The following is an 18,262-nucleotide window of genomic DNA, read 5'->3' as shown; positions in this document are numbered from 1 at the left end:
GCGAGACCAACCAGCGACGACCCCGGTCGAGGCGACAAGAGACAGGAAATCCGTTCTCGAAGAACGAATTTTCATTCTTTACCACTCGAAGATACGTCTCGATATTGGCTCGGCCGTTTGAAGGCTACCCAGACTGGCGGTCCCCGTTCCCCGCCCGCCGGGCGACCGCACGAGGCGTCCGGGCGGGGTTCGTCCCGCCATCGGACGTAAACCCTCGGTCGAGGTCACGGAACGGGACGACAATGTCGCCGGACCGCTTTCGCGCCCTCGTACGGGAAGACGATTCCGGGACCTGCGACCGCGAGGTCCTCGGTCCGGCGCTCGTGCTACTGTTCGGCCAGACAGACCTTGATGATGGATTTGACGATGGCTGCGCCGCCCGCGAAGGGGTCTAACTTCGTCTCGCCCGCGCGCTCGTCGTACTCGATGGGAATCTCGCGCACGTCGTAGCCCCGCATCAGCGGGCGAATCAGCAGTTCCGCCGAGAGACCCGTGTTCTCGGTCCACCGGATGTCCTCGACGACGTGACGGCGGTACGCCCGCATCCCGGTCGTCGTGTCGTGGACGCGCTCGCCCATCAGGACACTCGCCAGCGCGGCGAACGCGTGGTTGCCCCACCGATTGAGGTCGGGCATCGCCTCGGCACCCCAGTAGAGTCGGTCGCCGCTCACCACGTCGTAGCCTCGGTTTATCCAGTCGAGGAACTCCGGCAGTTGCTCCATCGGGTAGGTGTCGTCACAGTCGGTCGTCACAACCACCGGCCGGTCAGGAGTCAGGACCGCCTCGCGCACCGCGACGCCGTAGCCCTGCGGTCGCTGTTCGATGACCTGCGCGCCGCGCTCGCGGGCGATTTCGGCCGTTCGGTCCGACGACCCGTCCACGCAGACGACCTCTGCCCGCCCGTCGGTCACGCGCTCGATGTCGTCGAGTACCGTCCCGATGGCCGCCTCCTCGTTGTACGTGCCCATCACGATGCTTACGTCGTCAAACGTGTACTCGTCGGTCGGCCCGTCCGCGCCAGCGGAATTCGCCGACCCGGATACGTCCGTATTCATGCTATCCGTCGCTTGTCGTGGGCCGTATTTGTACTTTTAGGTTCGCCAAAATTCCTAGCGGTTGGGGGACATTTTGGCCGGACCGAGGTCATCCTCAGGGCCGGTTGTCGAACGCCTCGCTCTGTTTCTCTAACTCCTCGGCGTGTCGCTGGACCTCGCCGAGCGCGCGCTCCTGTTCGTCGCGGGTTACCCCGCCAGAATCGACGTGACGGCCCCGGTACTGCCACGACGGAATCGCGTCCCAGACCGTGCCGCCGCTGTCGCCGTCGGAGGACTCGCCGAACCGAAGCCAGCCGAGTAGACGTGTTATCATGGCGTCACGTTGTGTTTCCAACAGTATAACCGTTCGCCTGCGCTCGACCGCTCGGAGACGTAGCCGAGGTCGTCCGCTTCCTTCTCTCGCAACCTATTAGTCCGGCCCGGTGGACAGTTCTCGTATGAAAGTCGTCGTCAACCTCAAAGCCTACCCCTGTGACCCGGTCGAAATCGCCACCGCCGCCCGCGACGTGAGCGAGGAGTCGGGCGTCCCCGTCGCCGTCGCGCCGCAGGCCGCCCACCTCGAACGCGTCGCCGAGACGGGCGTCGAAACGTGGGCACAGCACGTTAGCCCGGTCGAACACGGCAGTCACACCGGTTCGACGCTCGCGGAGGCCGCCGCCGAGGCAGGCGCGACCGGAACGATGCTCAACCACTCCGAGCGCCGACTCAAACTCGCAGATATCGACGCCGCGCTCGCGGCGGCCGAGCGCGTCGGACTGGAGACCTGTATCTGCGCGAACAACCCCGACCAAATCGGGGCCGTGGCCGGTCTCGGCCCGGACGCCGTGGCGGTCGAACCGCCGGAACTCATCGGCACCGGCACGCCGGTCAGCAAGGCCGACCCCGACATCGTGACCGACGCCGTCGCGGCCGCCGAGGACGCAGACGACTCGGTGGCGGTCTACTGCGGCGCGGGCATCTCGACGGGTGAGGACCTGGCCGCGGCCCAAGAGTTGGGCGCGGAGGGTGTCTTGCTGGCCAGCGGCGTGGCGAAGGCCGACGACCCCGAGGCCGCGCTCAAAGACTTAGTTGCACCGCTGTAGCCGCGACTACCGAGCGGGCGATTTCCGGCGTTTCGGTGTTGTTCGGCCCACAGCACCCCGAAAAATGAAGCGTCAGTTTCCTCCTTCCGTCGTCGTTTCCTCCTCGGTGGTCTCCAACTGCTCGCCCTCGCCCGCCGGGACGATGCGGTACACCTCGCCGGTCTCGCCGGTGATGGTCCCGGAGCCGTTGCCGAGGACGTAGAGTCGGCCCTGATTGTCCTGTCCGAACGCGAGGATGAATCGGTTCAGTTTCCCGTTCGGTGAGTTGGCGACCTGTATCTCCTCCAGCGACCAGAGTTCGTCCTCGTTCTCGGAGGGCGTCGCCGCGAAGATGCGCCCCGCAGGGTCGGCCCCGGTCCGACTGTAGTCGCCGAAGACGTACTTGTCCTGAACCCCCTCGATGGCGTCATTCGTGTACATATACCCGCCGATAACCGAGACTCCGACGCCCCGGCCCTCGTAGGTGTGGGGGTACTCGATGACGGGGTCGATGAACTGTTCGCCGCCGCGCACGTCGTCGGGGGTGCTGTTCGGGCACTGCTCGGGCGGTTCGTTGGGATTCTCCGTGCTGAAACAGCGGGTCGCCTCCTTGACGTTCCAGCCGTGGTTGCCGCCCAACTGTGCGATGTCCACCTGCTCGAAGAGGTTCTGGCCGTTCGACGCGACGAGGAAGTTGCCGTCGTCGTCGAACGACGCCCGCCACGGGTTCCGGAAGCCCCACGAGTGCTGCTCGGGGAGTCCGTCGTAATCCGCGAACTCGCCGCCCTCCGCGAAGGGGTTGTCGTCCGGAATCGCGTAGGGCAGGTCGCCTTGGAGGCGGTCTACGTCGATACGCAGGACACCGCCCATCAGGTTCTCGGTCACGTCCTGTCCGTTGCCGCCCTCGTTGCGGTCGTACCAGTCCTCGACGTGGCCGAGTCCAACGTCGTCGGCACCGCCGCCGTCGCCGGTCGGCACGTAGAGGTACCCGTCCGGGCCGAACGCGAGGTCGCCCGCGTTGTGGTTGAACTGCGGGGACGGCATCTCCAGAACCCTGCGCTCGGAGTTGGGGGTGCCGCTACTCAGGTCCTCGCTCGCCTGAAACTCCGACAGCACCTCCATGTGGTCGTACTCCTGTAGGTCCGGTACGTCGCTCCAGTCGGCGCTACTCAGGAACGGTGGTTCCCCGAGGGGCGCGCTGTATCGGACGAAAAACCGCCGGTTGTTCTGGAAGTCGGGATGGAACGTCACGCCGAGCAGTCCCCGCTCGTCGAAGTCACTCCCCTCACGGCCGCCAACGTCTACCATCCGGTCGGCGATGTCGATGAACGGTTCGTCCTGTAAGCCGTCGGGTCCGTGGACGTATATTTGGCCGACTTGGTCGAGGATGAACTGCCGGTCGTCGTCGCCCGGCGGAACTTCGAGTCCGACCGGGGAGACGAACCCGTCGGCGATTCGCTCGACGCCGACGCCCGGACCGACGGGCATGAATCGCTCGGTCTCCTCGGCCGCGGTGGTCGTCGCGGCCCCCTCGAACTGAATGGTTCCGCGCATCGACGCCGGGTGAACGTCACAGACGTACTCGGCCATATCCGTGGTCGCGGTGAACTGCAAGGTCTGGGTCGCGCCCCGCTCGGAGATGATTTCGGTGCGCTCGATAGCCTCGCCCTCGCCGTTGAGGATGGCGACGTTGTGGGGCAACCCATCGACGTTCTGCCAGGTAAACGCGTACTCTTCGCCCTCGGACAGTTCGAGCGTCGGGTTCGTCGTCCCCCCGATTTGGGACGGCGAGCGACCCTGCCAGCCAGCGACCTCCCCGCCGAATCGGTACTCCTGTCGCTCCTGTCCCGCTGTGACGACCGGCCCGAGACCGACGGCGGTACCGGTGGCCGCCGTCGCCTTCAGGAACGTCCGTCGTGAGGAGCGGTCGCGTACCTGTCCCCCGTTGTTGTCGGTCTCGTGGTTCTCGTCGGTGGTTGAGTTATTACTCGACATCTTCGAGACCGACGTGACTGCGCTACATAAGCCGGAAGTATCGTTCGGGTACAGTATCGTCACGGTTCCGCAGAATATGCCCTCGTTCACGCGAGCTATGCCGTCGTTTCCACCACGAAAAACCCGATTACGGCCGCGTTGACTCGTCCGGTCCGGCCCGCTGGTCCCATCTTGCGGTCTCACCCGTTCCATCCGGTCCTCGCCCGACCTCCGTCTCACTCCGCGAGGATGCGCCAGTGGTCCTCGTCCTGTTTTTCCAGCACCGACTTCTCGCGCATCCTTACGATGTAACCAGTGGGGGTGTTCTCCAACTCGTGGTCGGCCTTCACCCGGACGAGGTTTCCGAGGATTCGCGCCGAGGGCGGTTTCTGGGCCGCGCCGCAGTCGTAGATGGTCAGCAGTTCGGTCTCGCGCTCGTCGTAGACCACGAGGTAGGCGTGCTGGGGGAGACGCCATCGGTCGTCGCCCGCCCGCGCCAGCGTGTTCATGCTCAGTAGTAGTCCCCTCGGCAGTAAAAGCCCGCCCAGTTGAAAGGGCCTACCACTATTTGTTCTGGTTTTCTAATTCGGAACAGATATTAATTAGTATAGTGTTTCTGGATACGTCTCACAATGGAACTAAGCGAGCGCTTAAATAGAGAGAAGTATCAAAGCGGGGAGTGGGCTGGCGAGAATGTTGCTCGTGTGGACATCGGTTATGATGAAGGAGGTGCCTATCTCCTCACGCAAGGACGGTATAAAAAAGAATCATACCATGGAGGCATAAAATCGAAACGTGAGAGCACTATATTCATTTATTCAGACGGTATTAATTGGCTTCAAGAATTTGAACAAGTATTGATTGAGGCGAGAAATAATGACACAAATGCATCAATAAATAAACACATACAGGATCTGAACGGACAATTCCGTCAAAAAGATAGCGAAACAGAATTGGATAAAATTATAGTTGATATAAATTCAAGTGGCGTTCATTTATTAGCTTTTCAAGACGGTGACCTCTTAGGTACACGGCTTATTCCACGAACTGAGCGACTTGAGGATGGTGAGGAGAAGGGAAATGACCATCTTAAAACACTTCAAAGCCTTGTTTCTCAGGTCATCGATTCATATAAAGAAAATCACAAAAACAACTCTTCAGAAGAAGTGCAACTACCATTCAAACATATTGACGAAGAATTGAAGGCACGATGTTCTCCTTCTTTTGAAAGTGGCCAGTATGCTGATGCCGCAGAAACAGCGATACAAATCGTTGAGGAACGTGTGGATGAACTTACAGGCGAAGAGTTCACCGATCAGTATGGGAAGGCATTGATGGAACATGCATTCTCTCCGAATAATGGACCACTCACGTTGGGAGAGAGCGATAATGAACAGACAGGAGTTATGCTCCTATTCAGTGGCTCCATACAAGGCTTGTTTAACCCTCTCAAGCACCGGAAGCAGAATCCGGATAAGAATAGGTATTTAGATAATATAGATCAGCGACAATCTCAAAACATCATATTTCTTTCAGACTTGCTACTACAGCTGATAAAAGAGGGGGTGAATAAGGACTAAATTACGGATTTAGTGATTTCTGTTACGTTACTCGCTTTCGCATGTGCCAACACTTTTGAATACACCCTATAATCGTCGGAAAGTCCCGACTTACTCCACGTCCGGCAACTCCTCGGCCACCGCTTCTAGCGCCTCGGTCCGGGTGTCGTCGTCCATCTCGCCGTCGGTCAGCGCCGCGAGCAGACTCGGCAGAGCCGCGACGTACTCGCCGCTCCCGGCGTGTTGGACGAATCCGCGCTGGCGCAGCGTCCGGTTGTGGTTGTACGCGAGTTCGCGGTCCTCGGGACCGCCAGCGACGACGTGGGCGTCGGTCGGCGTCGCGGGACCCTGCCGGAGGTAGTGGGCCAACATTCCGCGCTCGACCGGTTCGAGGGCGTCCAGTTCCTCCCGAATGGCGTCAGTGGGGTTCCGGTTGGCCGCCTCGTCGTCGCGCTCGGGGTCCTCGCTTGCTCCGGAGTCGCTGTCGGTCTCGACCGATTCCTCGCCGTCCGCCGCATCGTCCTGCTCGAACCCGCCGAGGTCCGCCTGCTGGTCTCGTCCGGTGGCTTGCGGGTCCCGCCCGCCAGTTTGTTGCCCTCGCGGGGCGCGTGGGCGCTCTATCGTCCCGCCGCTGGTCTCGACGTAGGGGTTCGCGCGCTGGTTCCGCGAGGTGTCGAGCATCGCCTTGGCGAACTTGTCGGCGACCTCTTCCATCTCGCGGGCCTCCTCTAGTCGGCGTTCGAGGTCCTCGATGTGGCTTTCCTTCTCGCGGAGTTCCTGTTGAAGTTCCTCGATGCGGTCCTCGCGCTGGCTTTCCTCCTCGCTAATCTGGCGGAGGTCGCTCACGAGGTCGTCGCTGACCGACTTGAGGTCCGGGCGCTCGAAGTCGTCGAGTCCGGGCGTCGCCCCGGCGTCGAACGTCTGCTTGCGGTGGAACTTCACCCGGCGGGTCTCCTCGGACCAGTCAGTCGTCATGAACGCCTCGCCGTCGCCCATGTCCTCGATGGCGTCGGCGTAGTCGGTGCCGAGGATTCGGCCGACGACGTTGGTGTCGTTGTTCCACGTCAGTCGATGCCACACGAGCCAGTCGCACTGCGTGATAAAGTCCTTCTTCACGTCGGCGGGGCGCTGGCTGATACCCGCGATGCCGAGACCGTGCTTGCGCCCGCGCTTGCCGATTTTGATGAGCATCCGGCCACACTCGTCCATCCCGCCGCCCTCGGGAATGTACTCGTGGACTTCCTCGACGACCATCAGGAACGGCTTCTTGAGCTTCTTTTCCTTGGCGAACAACTGTTGGGCGACCGCTTTCAGCAGTTCCTTGCCGTCCTCTTCGTTCAGATAGCCCGACACGTCGAGGATGATGGGGACGTTGTCCTCCAGCGCCAGCGACGCCAGTCGCTCCGCGTGTTCGGGGTTGACCTGAATGTCGCACTCCTCGTCGGCCCCGGCGTGTAAAAGTTCGTACTCTTCTTTGAGACCGTAGTATTCACCATCTGTGTCCACAAGCATTACCGGATATCCGCCGTCTAAGAGCTTCTCGGCGACGACGCTCATCGTGTTCGACTTCCCGGAGCCGCTTTTTCCGGTGATGAACGCCCGGCCGGTCAGTACCTCCACGACCGGCAACTCGACGGGGTCGCCGGGGTCGCCGTCCTCGCCCCCTTTCCCGGCGCTCACCTCAGCCACGTCGATGGTCTCTTGGGACATTCCTTGCGGGCTACCTCTCACCGGTCCCTCATAAACTGTCGGGCCACGATTCGGGGCGGGCCGACGACTCCCCGCGGAACGCGGTCCGGAAGCGACTCACTCGAAGTCGCCCAGCGAGACCTGTCCGTCGGGGTCCGACTCGTCGCTTTCCGCGCTCGCCTCGTCGTCCGTCGCGCTTTCCCCGTCGTGCGCCCCCGACTGCTCTGTGTCGTCGTGGCTCGTCGCTACCTTCGTGTCGCCGTCCGACTCGTTCCACTCGCGGCCGAGCGAGAGTTGCCCGTCCGGGTCGGTCTCCGCCGTCGCTCCGTCGCGTTCGACGCCGGAGTTGTCGTCCGACTCGGAATCGTCGTCCCACTGGCGGCCGAGCGAACGTTGGCCGTCCGAACGCTCCGCCCCGTCGTCGCTCGCGCTTGACTGCCAGCCGTCGCCAAGACTCGCCTGCTCGCCGTCGGCGAACGAGAGGTTCGAGACGCGCACGCCGACCTTCCGGACCTCGACGCCGTCGAACTCCTCGAAGAGGTCGAGCGCGACCTCTTCGACCAGTTCCGGTTCGTCCACCGGGCCGGGCAGGGACTTCGCGCGGGTGTTCACGTCGAAGGGCGGCGTCACGGCCTTGATGCCGATGGTTCGGTACATCGCGCCCTGCCGGGAGGCGCGGTCGGCCACCGCCTCCGCCAAGGTCCCAATCCGGTCGCGCGTTCGCTCGCCGTCGTCGGTCGCCTCGGTGAACGCCGACTCCCGCGAGAGGCTTTTGGGTCGCCCTGTGGGCGTGACCTCGCGCTGGTCCTCGCCGCGCGCGCGGCGGTGCATCTCCGCACCGCGCTCACCGAATCTGGTCTCCAGTTGCGCTCGGTCGGCCGCCGCGAGGTCCGCCGCCGTCTCGATGCCCATCTCCGTCAACTCGCGGGCCGTGACCGGGCCGACGCCGTGCAACTCGGCCACGTCGAGCGGTGCCAGAAACTCCCGGACCTCGCCGGGGGAAACGACTACGAGACCGTCGGGCTTGTCGTGGTCGCTGGCTATCTTCGCGGCGGACATGTTCGGCGCGACGCCGACGCTGGCGGTTACGCCGACCTCGCGGTCGATGCGGTGTTTGACGTGGCGCGCGAACCCCTCGGCGACCTCCCACGCGGTCCGGTCGGACACGTCGAGGTACGCCTCGTCGATGCTGACCTCTCGGACCACGTCGGCCGACTCGTGGAGGATTTCCTTGACCTCCGCGCTGACCGACTCGTAGTGGTCCATGTCCACCGGTCGGTAGTAGCCCGCGTCGTCGGCTTGCTCTCCTTCTTCGGCCTTACGCGGCAGTCGTTCGAGAGCCGAGGAGATGGCTTGGGCGCTATCGACGCCGTACTCGCGGGCCTCGTAACTCGCGGTGGCGACCGCGCCGTGGCTCTCGCCCTCCTCGTAGCCCATCCCGACGACGACGGGTTCGCCCTCCAACTTCGGCTCTCGGCGGCGCTCGCAGGCCGCGTAGAAACAGTCCATATCGACGTGGAGGACGATGGGGTCGCCGCCCTCCTCGTCGGGCGTCCCCGGCAGGCGCGACCCGCGTTCAGTCACTGTCGAGGATGGATTCCGAGACAGGATAAAGGTTCAGTTCGGGGTCGGAGTTCGCCTCCTCACACACCCTCGGTGCGCTCCCACCTTCGCTCTCGGTGCGTCCTCCCCTCACGCCACGTCGGCGTCCCGGAGCAGGTCGGCGACGACGTGGACGTAGAGGACGCCCGCGGTGAACAGCGCGTACACCGGCCGAACCAGCGCGAGCGCGCCGACCCACGCGCCGCCGAGCAGGAGGTGACTGAGCAGTCGGAGCGTTTCGAGCGTCTGCGTATCTACGCCGTCGAACACCCGCTCCTGTTCGGTGAACGCGAACACGGGGTCGGCGACACAGCGCCGGAGGTGCGACCAGTCGCCCGCGAGATAGCGCGCGACGACGAAGTGGTCGAGGTCCACGAAGACCGACAGGAGGACGCCGTAGCCCAACAGAACCGCGGCTTCGAACGGGAGCGAGACCGGGAGCGTCGCCACGAGGAGTCCCGACGCGACGGTGCCCAGCGCGGCGTGTTCGGGCGACTTCATCGTCCCGAGTATGCCGTCTCCGGGACTTAGTTCTCTCGCTCGGTCGTGGTTCGGGGTCGCCGATCGCCCGAAACGGGTCGGCTCTCAACTCTGGAAAAACGAAACCCGACGGCCGCGAGAGCGGGCCGTCTCAGTCTTGGGTCGCGCTCGGGGTCTGCTCGCGGTGGACCTCGAACCGGTCAACCGTGGCCGCAAGCGATTCGGCTTTCTCCGCCAAGTCGTCGGCGCTTCTGGACACCTCTTGGAGCGAGGCGGTCTGCTCTTGGGCCGCGGCGGCAACGTTGGTGGCCTCGTCGGCGGTTTCGTCGCTGATGTCCGTTATCTCATCGACCATCCCGACGACCTCCTGGGTCGTCATCGACTGGTCGTCGGCCGCGTCGCTGATTTCGCGGACGCCGTCGGTCGTCTCCTCGACGTTGTCCACGATTTCCTCCAAGGCCGCTTGGGCCTCGCGGACCGTCTGGGCACCCCCGGAGACCGCGTCGCGGGTTTCCCGAACGTCCTCGGCGGTTTGGGTCGCGCCGGACTGGATGTCCTCGATGCGGTCGTCGATGTCGCCGACCGCCTCCTTGGTTTCGTTGGCGAGGTCCTTGATTTCGTTTGCGACGACCTCGAACCCGTCGCTGGAACCGCCGGTGTTGGCGGCCTCGATGTTCGCGTTCAGCGCGAGCATGTTCGTCTGCTCGGCGATGGACCGGATGAGTTCGACGACTTCGCCGATGCGGGCGATGTCGGACTCCAACTCCTCCATCTGTTCGACCGTCGATTCGGTCCCCTTCTCGATTCGCCGCATTTCGTCGATTGCGTCCTGTGCGGCCTCGCGGCCCTGCTGGCCCAACTCCTCGGTGTGGGTCGCCGCCTTCGCAACTTGGTCGGCGGAGGCCGCGACCTCCTCGATGGTCGCCGAGAGGTCGTTCATCTCCCCGGCAGTTCTATCGAGGCGCTCGGACTGTTCCTCGGCGGCCGACGACATCACCTGCGTTGACTCGCTGACCTGCTGGCTCGCGTCCTCGATTTCCGCGGTACTCGCGGTGACTTCTTGGCTTGACGCCGCGACGGTCTCGGCGAACTGGTTCACGTCCGCGATGGTGGTTTCGAGTTCCGCGATCATCGCGTTGAACTCCTCGGCGATTTCGGTCATCGCTTCGGTCGGACTGTCGGTGTCCATGCGCTGTGTCAGGTCGCCGTCGGCCGCGCGCTCCATCACCTTGCCGAACTCGGTGGCCTTGCGTTCGAGCGCGTCGTTCATCTCCTCGGCCTCGGCCTTGGCGTTCTGGGCCTCTGCGCGCGCCTGTTCGATGTTCGTCAGCATCTCTTCGAGGTCGTGGCGCATCTGCTCTAAGGACTCGCCGAACGTCCCCGGAACGGACTCGTCGAACGCGGCCGCGTCGAAGTTCTGGTTTGCCAGCGCGTCGGCTTGGTCCGCGACCGTGTTCAGATACCGCTGCATCGACTCGAACGACGTGAACAGTTGGCCCATCTCGTCGTCCCGCGTCGTGTCGGGGAGATCGACATCGAGTTTCCCCGAGGCGATCTCGTCGGCGGTGTCCGCGACCTTGGCGAGGGACTTCGCGGTGCCGCGCCCGATGGTAATTCCGACGAGCGCCAGCCCCAACGTCGTGGCGAACACCATCAGCAGGATGTTCTCGATGACCTTCGACTGGACCGCGAGCGCGTCGCTGGTCGGAACGCGATACGTCAGCACCCAATCGGTGCCGACGACCGGCGTGTAGGCACGGACGTTCCCGCTGTTGTCCAACCTCGGTAGAATCGGCATCTCGCTAATGCCACTCTCCCCGACCAGTCCCTGCTCGATGGCGCTCGAATCGCCCTCGTAGGGTTCGAGCAGTCGATTGTTCCGGTTGTCGAAGAGTATCGTTCCCTCGCCGTTCACGACCTTGATGTCGCCGGTCGCCATCGGCGAGGAGAGTTCGTGGGACCGCTCGGCGAGCGAGGCGGTCAGGACGAGCAGTCGGCCGGACTCGCCGGTCGGCGTGGCGAACGCGACGACCGGTTCGTCGCCGACTTCGTACGGCGCGGAGACGACCACCTCGTTCGGCGAGTCGAACGACAGCGAGTCTCCGGCCCAGCCAACGTCCGACGCGCTCGGCGTCGTCCCGACCGAGCTATCCGTCGTACTCGCCAGTATTTCGCCGCTCTCGGTATCGACGTAATGAATCGCCTGCGCCTCGCTCGGCAAGTCGATGAACTCCTGCTCGACGAGCGCTTGGCGCTCGGTCGCGGACATATTTCGACCGACCATGTCCGCGAGGAACCGCGTCGTGGAGCGCTGTTTCGTGACCCACTTTTGCAACGCTTCGGCCTCGCTGTCCGCGGTCCCGCTGATCTGTGTGCGGGTGTCCTCGCGGACGATGGCACCCGACTGTAGCTGCACGTAGGCCCCGACAAGGAGCATGAGGACCAACACCCCGAGTAACACCGCACCGAACTTTGCCGAGTAGCTCCGCCGGATTCGCGCGGGTAACAGTCCCTCGATGCGGGTCGTGAGTTCGTCCAGCCACTTCCGGCTCGGTTTGGTCATTGTCCTTGCCCTCCCTCGAAGTACGACTCCTGCAGTAGCTCTAGTTGCCTCACCGTTCCGTCCTCGACTCGCTCGACGATGTAGGGGTTGAGCGGTTCGAGGTTCTCGTTCAGATCGACGCTGCTCGACGCACCCTGATAGTTCACCTCGCGTCCCGCCTCGAACAGGTTCGCGGCGCGCTCGAAGTCATCGACCGAGACGGTGTGGCCTCGGCCACCGGACACCGCGCGCAGGTTCTCGCTGATCGCCGTCCCACTAGCTTCTCCGGCGCGCTCGATGGCGAGCGCCTGCAAGAACAGCGCGTCGTAGCCCTGGAGCGTGTAGGCTCTCAACGGTTCGATGTCGCGCAGTTTCTGGCGGAGGGTCACTTCGCCCGTGGTGTTGGCTTCCGCGACCGACGCGCTGTACATGCCGTCCATGTAGTCGGGGATATCGCCAGTCAGATACCCCGTCGATAGCACCGCCTGCCCGTCGTACTCGCTCTTTCCGAGGGCTTCGATAACCGTGTTGTTTCCGGGGACGTTGACGAACGCGACGGCGTCCGCGTCGGTCTCCATCAGCGCGCCGACCTCCGCGGAGTACGAGTCCTTCCCGCCGTCGAACGGTATCCGGACCGTTTCCACGTCGGACGTGGCTCGCTCGATCTCGTCGGCGAGTCCGCCGCCAAACGCGTTGTCAACGTAGAGTATCGCGGCCGTCTCGGCGTCGATGTATCGTTCACCTTCGAGGATTTTCGCCATCACGGTCGCCTGCTGGGCGTCGTTCGCTATCGTCCGGCCGAAATACTTCGTTTTCTCGGCCGTCCCCGCCGTTTCGAGTTTCGGGTTCGTCGCGGAGTGGCTGACGCTCATCACTCGCTCTTCGGCGAGTCGGTCCGCGAGTGACAGCGAGTTGCCCGATGTGAGCGGTCCGACGAGTCCGGCGACGCCCTCCTCGACGAGCGAGTCGAACGCCGCGTTTGTCTCTTCGGGAGTGCCGTCGGTCTTCTCGACGGTGAGTTCGACGGTCCGTCCGAGCGGGCCACCCGCGCTGTTGAGGTCGGCGACGGCCTGTTCGACCGCCGCGAGATGGTCCTGGACGATGGGACCCAACGTGGACGACGACAGCGGCAGGATGGTTCCCAGCCGAATCGGGGACGACCCGAGCGAACCGAGACACCCCGAGAGACCGGTCGCCATCGGTAGCGAACCGGCAGTGTATTTGAGGTATTTCCTCCTCGATAGGTCTGATGCCATTCGTACGGAGGTTTACTAAATCTATTATATAATCGTTTCGGCGGGATACATTTTCTAGCGGTATTAGTCTTATATCCCATTTGCAATACGCAAACTATATCTAGGTTCTCTCCGGACGACCGCCGATACGTCATCTGTCGGCCGGACTCGATAGATCCACTGGTATCCGGAATACGGTTGTCACATCTCGCAAAAAAGGAACGGGTTTCGAACGGTTACCAGCTGGAGAACGGGCTACAGGTGAAACCGCAACCGTCGCGGTGATGCGCTTCCTGCTCGGGTGCCTCGTCGGTGGACGGGGACACGGTGAACTCGTTGTCGTACTCTTCCTTGCTGCCAGCGTCAGTGTCAATTGCAACAGACATCGCAATTGGAATTATAAGCCATTAAATATTAAAACTTTTTATTGTATCACATACATATGTAATAGAACCATTGTTTTATGTAGCTTATTCACTGTGAACAATATTCTATACGCGCATCTAAACTTACGATTTAATATACTAACCGGGCTAGTTAATCTGATATGTCAGTTCTCGCGTTTCGTTGCGGTCAAGAGGACTTCGGCTCCGAAGCGTCCGGTACGAACCCGAAAAACTCGATTCGACAATCACTCTAACAGGAGCACACAGGGCAACGTGTCGGGATTTCGGAGGCGGAGAAGCGCGTACGACGGCCCGGCGACGCCGTCGAAGAACGTCGGATTCACGAACTCTCGAGAGTGTGCGGGCAGCGAGAGTGCGCCGTCGCGGTCCCGACGAGCGAGACACCGCCTCGCCAGTTCGACCGCGAGCGACTCGTCACACCCAGCGCGACGTGAACCGACCAGTAGAGCTTCGACGCGGCCAAAGTTCCCACAGCAGAGATTATCGAGATGGGATGGCTCGTCGGTTCCGGTCTCGGCCAGTGCGTCGGCCGCGTCCGCGACGAGCGCGTCGTCATCGAGCAGTTCTCCGATAGCTACTCGGCCGAGCGCCATCCCCGTCCGTCCGTGACACCATCGGTCCTGATAGGCGTCTCCTGCGGCGGATTGGGGCCAGTTGTTGCGAGACGACGAGTACAGCGACGCCTCGAAGTCAAGTGCCTCGCGCGCCGCCTCGGCGTATCGCGCGTCGTTCGTCGCCGCGGCCAGTCTGGCGAGCGCGTACGCGATGCCGGTAGAGCCGTGTGCAAAGCCGGTAGCCGGTATCTCCTCGTCGGTGGTCTCCCAGACGAGATACCCCTCGACTTCGGTCCGCGCGTCGAGCAATCGCTCGCCGCACTCGACCGCTCGGTCGAGGATGCCAGCGCCGCCGTACCGTTCGTGATACGCGAGCAGGCCCAGTAGCGTCCCCGCGACGCCGTCCACGACATCGAGCGAGTCGGCGTCGGCAACGCTGTCGGACGTGATTGTCTCCGCCGCCGCGAGAGCGGCGTCTCGATACCGGTCGTCGCCGAGGAGTTCCGCGACGACCGAGAGGACGTAGATGACGGAGCCGATTCCCTGCGTTCCGCCGTGGCCCGCCGAAATGGGCCCGTCGGTGACATCCTCGACGACCGGGGATAGCGTCTCTTCGACGAGGTGCCGGTAGCGTTCCCGACCGGTCGCATCGTACAGTGCGGTCGCGGTCAGCGCGATGCCGCCCGCACCCCAGAAGAGCGAATGGTCGGCCGGGTAGAGGTTGATTCCCGACTGAGGAACTATAGAGACCCAACTGGCGTCGTCCCCCGCCTCAACCATCGCGTCAACCACGCCGTCGAACAGGTCGATTGCTTCCCGCCGGAATCGCTCCGCGGAGGCGTCACCCGCGGGCGGTGGCGCTCCTTCGGCCGCCGTTACCCCACCGAGCGCCTGCCGAATCAGCCACGTCTGGCGTCGCCGGTCGGTTCCGTCCATCGTGTCGAGTCGCTGGCGGACGAAGTCGTACCCCGTACTGTCGGTGGTAACGTCCAGTTGCTCCCCCCGATGAAAAACCGCCGGTCGGTCCGCGCGCGCCGCGAATCTCGGCACGTCGAGGTTCCGGAGCGAACGTCGCTCGGACGCGTACATCGGCCAGAGTCGATCCGACTCGACGGTACCGTCGAAAAACGGCACCGCGAGATCCTCGAACTCGACTGTCAGTCGAGCGCCGTCCCGCAGCGGGTCCCGAGCGGCCGCCGACCGGAGGACCGACGCGTACCGGCCGGTTGACCGGTAGAGCAGTCGCGTTTCGACCGCCTCGACGAGTTCCGGGTCGGCGATCTCGGAGCGAAACCGACCGTCGGCGTGTAACTCGCGTATCTTCTCGTAGGTCTCCTCGAAACCTCGAATCAGGGCGTCCACATGGTCTTCCGGCGGTCGGTCGGAACTCCCCTCGGTCGGCGTGTTCGTACTCGGGTCAACGGTTACGGACTCCATCTCGACGGACATCACGTCCGTGTTGACCGCCTCGATAGCGGGCGTGGATCGGTTCGGGAGCGGCGTCTGCTCGCTATCGCTTCCGAATCCGGCGACCTTGTCGGCGAATCGCCCGCCGTGTGATTCGCGGGGGTCGCCGACGGAGAAAGGCAACAACACCGACAGCAGGACCGACCGGTCGATCACAGCGCTGGCTTCGGTCTCGAACGGCTTCGCGTCCGACTCGACGTGGGGGTGAAACACTGTCTCACCGTCAACTATCGTCGGTATCTCGCCGTCGGCGATGACGTTCTCGTAGTGACAGTCGGTCGCGTTGAGAACGTACGCGAGACACAGCAACGTCCCCGCCCGCTCGTAGTAGCGGTCGGCGGCGGACGCTTCGGGGAGGTCGCGGTACTCGGCCAGTTCCATCCATCCGTACTCCTCGCGCGCGAGCAGCGAGGGAGTCTCGAACTGCGGGGTCGAGAGACGGTCGTCCAGTCGGTGCAGAATCGTGTAGAGCGCATTCTCGCCATCGACCGGCCGCGGTTTGTAGACGACGCTCCCCTCCTCGAAGGAGACTCGCACCGGAACTCGGCCGCCAGCGTGTGTATCCGTGGTCAACGGTTCAAGGGCCGTCACGGAACCGGCGACTTCGAACCGCTGGTGGAGCGATTCCCGGTCGGTCTCCAATCGGCGGCACAGTTCCGCGACGGCGCTCTGCCAGTCCTCAAGCAGGACCACTAACTGCCGCGCGAGGACCGGGTACTCAAGACACAGATTTTTGAACCCGCCGTCGATCATCGCCGAGATAAACCGGTCGTAGTATTCCGTCGAGGGGTCGGACACGGTCTCGGGACTCGTCGCCGCCAGTTCCGAGTCGTGAACCTCGACGAAACTCTTGAACTCGACGTACAGCGCCCGGACGCACAGCGACCGGAGTCGGCCTACGAGGTGTTTCTCCATCGGTGATACCGCGGTCGCCGGAACGACCGATTCAGGACGCCGTTCGCGGGCGAAGCCAGCGATTGCGGCGAGCAGTTCCCCGAACGGAGTCTCGTCGGGAGTGGCGACGGCGTTCCGGTCGTCGGCCGAACTCGTCTCGACGTGACGGACCAAACTCGACAGGGTGTCGAGCCAGTCGGGCACCGGCTCGTCGGCGGGCCAACGGGTCGCCGCGATCTGCTCGCGGACCGCCGCCTCCGTGAGACCATCGCGTGCGAGGCGAGCGCGAAACGCCTCGTCGTTCGGGAAGCGCCGTCGCCACTCCTCGATGACTTCCTCGGGGGCGATAGGCGGCGACGACCCGACAGTGTTGGCCGGACCGTCGAGACGTTCCGCAAGCGTTCGGGCGCGCCCGGCAATCTCATGCCGTTCCTCCTCGGTGAACACAGGTCTCATTCTATACACGATGCCGGGCGCACGATGTGTTAAGGGTTGTTATCCTCGCACCCAAACGTTCGAGCAAAGCCGATGGCGTCGAAATTTACGAGGAAGAGCGCAATCGTCCGTGAGTCCCCGATCAGGTTGTCCACCACTCCCCGCGCCGGTCGTCGCGGCCCGCATCGACGAACGGTGCCGGGAGTTCGTCCTCGCCGAGACCCAGCGCGTTCGCCAGCCAGTAGCCAACGTGCCAGCCGACTGCCTCGGTTTCGAGACCACGGACGCGGATATCGTACTGCGCGAAGTATTCGGGCGCGTCGTCAGTGTCGGTGTCGTACGTCCACGCCGACCCGCACGACCCCTCTCGCACGCGCTCGCTCCCGCAGTCGAAGGGGTCGTCCGGGAAGTCGATTCGCACGTCTACCGCCGACCGGTTCGACGTTCGCTCGAACGAGACGTTGCTCGGGACCGCACCGTCAGCACCTGACTCGTAGTAGTCCAGCGCGTGTCGGACCTGTTCGCGGGCCGCGTCGCGGTCGTGGCCGGGAAGCCCCGACAGGTCGATGTGGACCGCGAGCGTGTCGTTCTTCCACGGCACCGCTCGGTCGGCGAGGTCCGGTTGCGACAGGTAGGTGAACGACGAGATCGCTTGCATCGTCGGCATCGGTTCCTCGCCGTGTTCGATGCCGAGGACGTGACCGAACTCGTGTCGGAGAATCGTCCGCGTCGATTCGTTCGAGTAGCCCGCGACGACCTCGACGCGAGCGGGCGTTTCCGGCGTTGACCGCGCGTCGAGGAGCGGTGCGCAACCGACCGCTGAGTCCGTGTCCTCGCCGTCACACTCGGTGACTTCATCGACCGACTCCACGACGATGTCCGCGTCGCGGGGGTTCGTCGCCCGAACGAACGTGACCTCGTAGCCCGCGTACTCGCTCCCCTCGCCGTTCCAGTACGCCAGCGTCTGCTCGACAAGCGGCGCGATGTCCCGCGACTGGTCGGCCGTGTTCCGGACCGCGACTGTCACCTTCTGCCTGCCCCACGGATTGTCTGCGGGTCGCTGTTCTATCGTGGTCGTGGAGGCGGTCGGCGTCGGGGTCGTGGTCGGCGTCGTAGTCGTAGCTCTGACTGTCGTCCCCGTATCGAACGTCGAGGTTGTTACAGGCGGCGTCGTCGCCGTCGCCGTGTCCGGTACCGCCGTGGTCGTCGCGGACTCCTGCAACGGGCCACTGCACCCCGCGAGAACGACGAGTGCGACGACGGCGAGCGTCCGCATGGTGGGCATGCTTACGCCACGCTCTGTAGAGC

General features: G+C 63.7%; 14 protein-coding genes. 2 read left to right on the top strand and 12 right to left on the bottom strand.

Going from position 1 to position 18,262, the window contains the following annotated elements; translation table 11 throughout:
* Window positions 1-326: 326 nt before the first annotated feature.
* Window positions 327-1,055, bottom strand: a complete 729-nt coding sequence (locus EP007_RS14730) for a dolichyl-phosphate hexose transferase (RefSeq protein ID WP_128478373.1) — start codon at window positions 1,053-1,055, stop codon at window positions 327-329.
* A 94-nt stretch (window positions 1,056-1,149) separates the two neighbouring features.
* Window positions 1,150-1,368: a hypothetical protein gene (locus EP007_RS14725; RefSeq protein WP_128478372.1), complete on the bottom strand. Its 219-nt coding sequence runs from the start codon at window positions 1,366-1,368 to the stop codon at window positions 1,150-1,152.
* 124 nt (window positions 1,369-1,492) lie between these two features.
* Between EP007_RS14725 and tpiA the strand changes: the two genes are divergently transcribed.
* Window positions 1,493-2,137, top strand: a complete 645-nt coding sequence (gene tpiA, locus EP007_RS14720) for a triose-phosphate isomerase (protein WP_128478371.1) — start codon at window positions 1,493-1,495, stop codon at window positions 2,135-2,137.
* 72 nt (window positions 2,138-2,209) lie between these two features.
* Here the strand turns inward: tpiA and EP007_RS14715 are convergent, their stop codons facing one another.
* Both EP007_RS14715 and EP007_RS14710 read right to left on the bottom strand, forming a co-directional pair.
* Window positions 2,210-4,111 (bottom strand): PQQ-dependent sugar dehydrogenase, encoded by a 1,902-nt coding sequence (locus EP007_RS14715; RefSeq protein WP_166035620.1) that lies wholly within the window; start codon window positions 4,109-4,111, stop codon window positions 2,210-2,212.
* Between the two features lie 215 nt (window positions 4,112-4,326).
* A complete protein-coding gene (locus EP007_RS14710; protein ID WP_128478369.1) occupies window positions 4,327-4,599 on the bottom strand; it encodes a hypothetical protein in 273 nt (90 codons plus the stop codon).
* Window positions 4,600-4,722: 123 nt separating this feature from the next.
* Here EP007_RS14710 and EP007_RS14705 point away from each other — a divergent pair, with 123 nt between their 5' ends.
* A complete protein-coding gene (locus EP007_RS14705; protein WP_128478368.1) occupies window positions 4,723-5,670 on the top strand; it encodes a TIGR02391 family protein in 948 nt (315 codons plus the stop codon).
* A 90-nt stretch (window positions 5,671-5,760) separates the two neighbouring features.
* Here the strand turns inward: EP007_RS14705 and EP007_RS14700 are convergent, their stop codons facing one another.
* The 8 genes from EP007_RS14700 to EP007_RS14670 all read right to left on the bottom strand — a co-directional run bounded on the left by EP007_RS14700 (window position 5,761) and on the right by EP007_RS14670 (window position 18,239).
* A complete protein-coding gene (locus EP007_RS14700; protein WP_128478367.1) occupies window positions 5,761-7,359 on the bottom strand; it encodes a helicase HerA domain-containing protein in 1,599 nt (532 codons plus the stop codon).
* Between the two features lie 96 nt (window positions 7,360-7,455).
* Window positions 7,456-8,922, bottom strand: coding sequence for a DNA polymerase IV (gene dinB / locus EP007_RS14695; RefSeq protein WP_243700399.1), 1,467 nt, complete (start codon window positions 8,920-8,922; stop codon window positions 7,456-7,458).
* Between the two features lie 108 nt (window positions 8,923-9,030).
* On the bottom strand, window positions 9,031-9,441 hold the full coding sequence (locus EP007_RS14690) for a hypothetical protein (protein ID WP_128478366.1): 411 nt from the start codon (window positions 9,439-9,441) through the stop codon (window positions 9,031-9,033).
* Between the two features lie 130 nt (window positions 9,442-9,571).
* On the bottom strand, window positions 9,572-11,983 hold the full coding sequence (locus EP007_RS14685) for a methyl-accepting chemotaxis protein (RefSeq protein WP_128478365.1): 2,412 nt from the start codon (window positions 11,981-11,983) through the stop codon (window positions 9,572-9,574).
* Entirely contained in the window at window positions 11,980-13,218 is a 1,239-nt protein-coding gene (locus tag EP007_RS14680) for an ABC transporter substrate-binding protein (RefSeq protein ID WP_243700398.1), read from the bottom strand. The genes EP007_RS14685 and EP007_RS14680 overlap by 4 nt, the downstream gene beginning before the upstream one ends.
* A 215-nt stretch (window positions 13,219-13,433) precedes the next feature.
* Window positions 13,434-13,583, bottom strand: coding sequence for a hypothetical protein (locus tag EP007_RS17620; RefSeq protein ID WP_166035618.1), 150 nt, complete (start codon window positions 13,581-13,583; stop codon window positions 13,434-13,436).
* A gap of 245 nt (window positions 13,584-13,828) precedes the next feature.
* A complete protein-coding gene (locus EP007_RS14675) occupies window positions 13,829-16,975 on the bottom strand; it encodes a type 2 lanthipeptide synthetase LanM family protein (RefSeq protein WP_128478364.1) in 3,147 nt (1,048 codons plus the stop codon).
* A 121-nt stretch (window positions 16,976-17,096) separates the two neighbouring features.
* Window positions 17,097-18,239, bottom strand: coding sequence for a zinc metalloprotease (locus EP007_RS14670; protein ID WP_128478363.1), 1,143 nt, complete (start codon window positions 18,237-18,239; stop codon window positions 17,097-17,099).
* Window positions 18,240-18,262 lie beyond the last annotated feature (23 nt).

The sequence above is a fragment of the Halorussus pelagicus genome (assembly GCF_004087835.1).
Taxonomy (GTDB): Archaea; Halobacteriota; Halobacteria; order Halobacteriales; family Haladaptataceae; genus Halorussus; species Halorussus pelagicus.
Note: the sequence above shows the minus strand (reverse complement) of the source record. Positions and strands in the feature narration are given on the sequence as shown.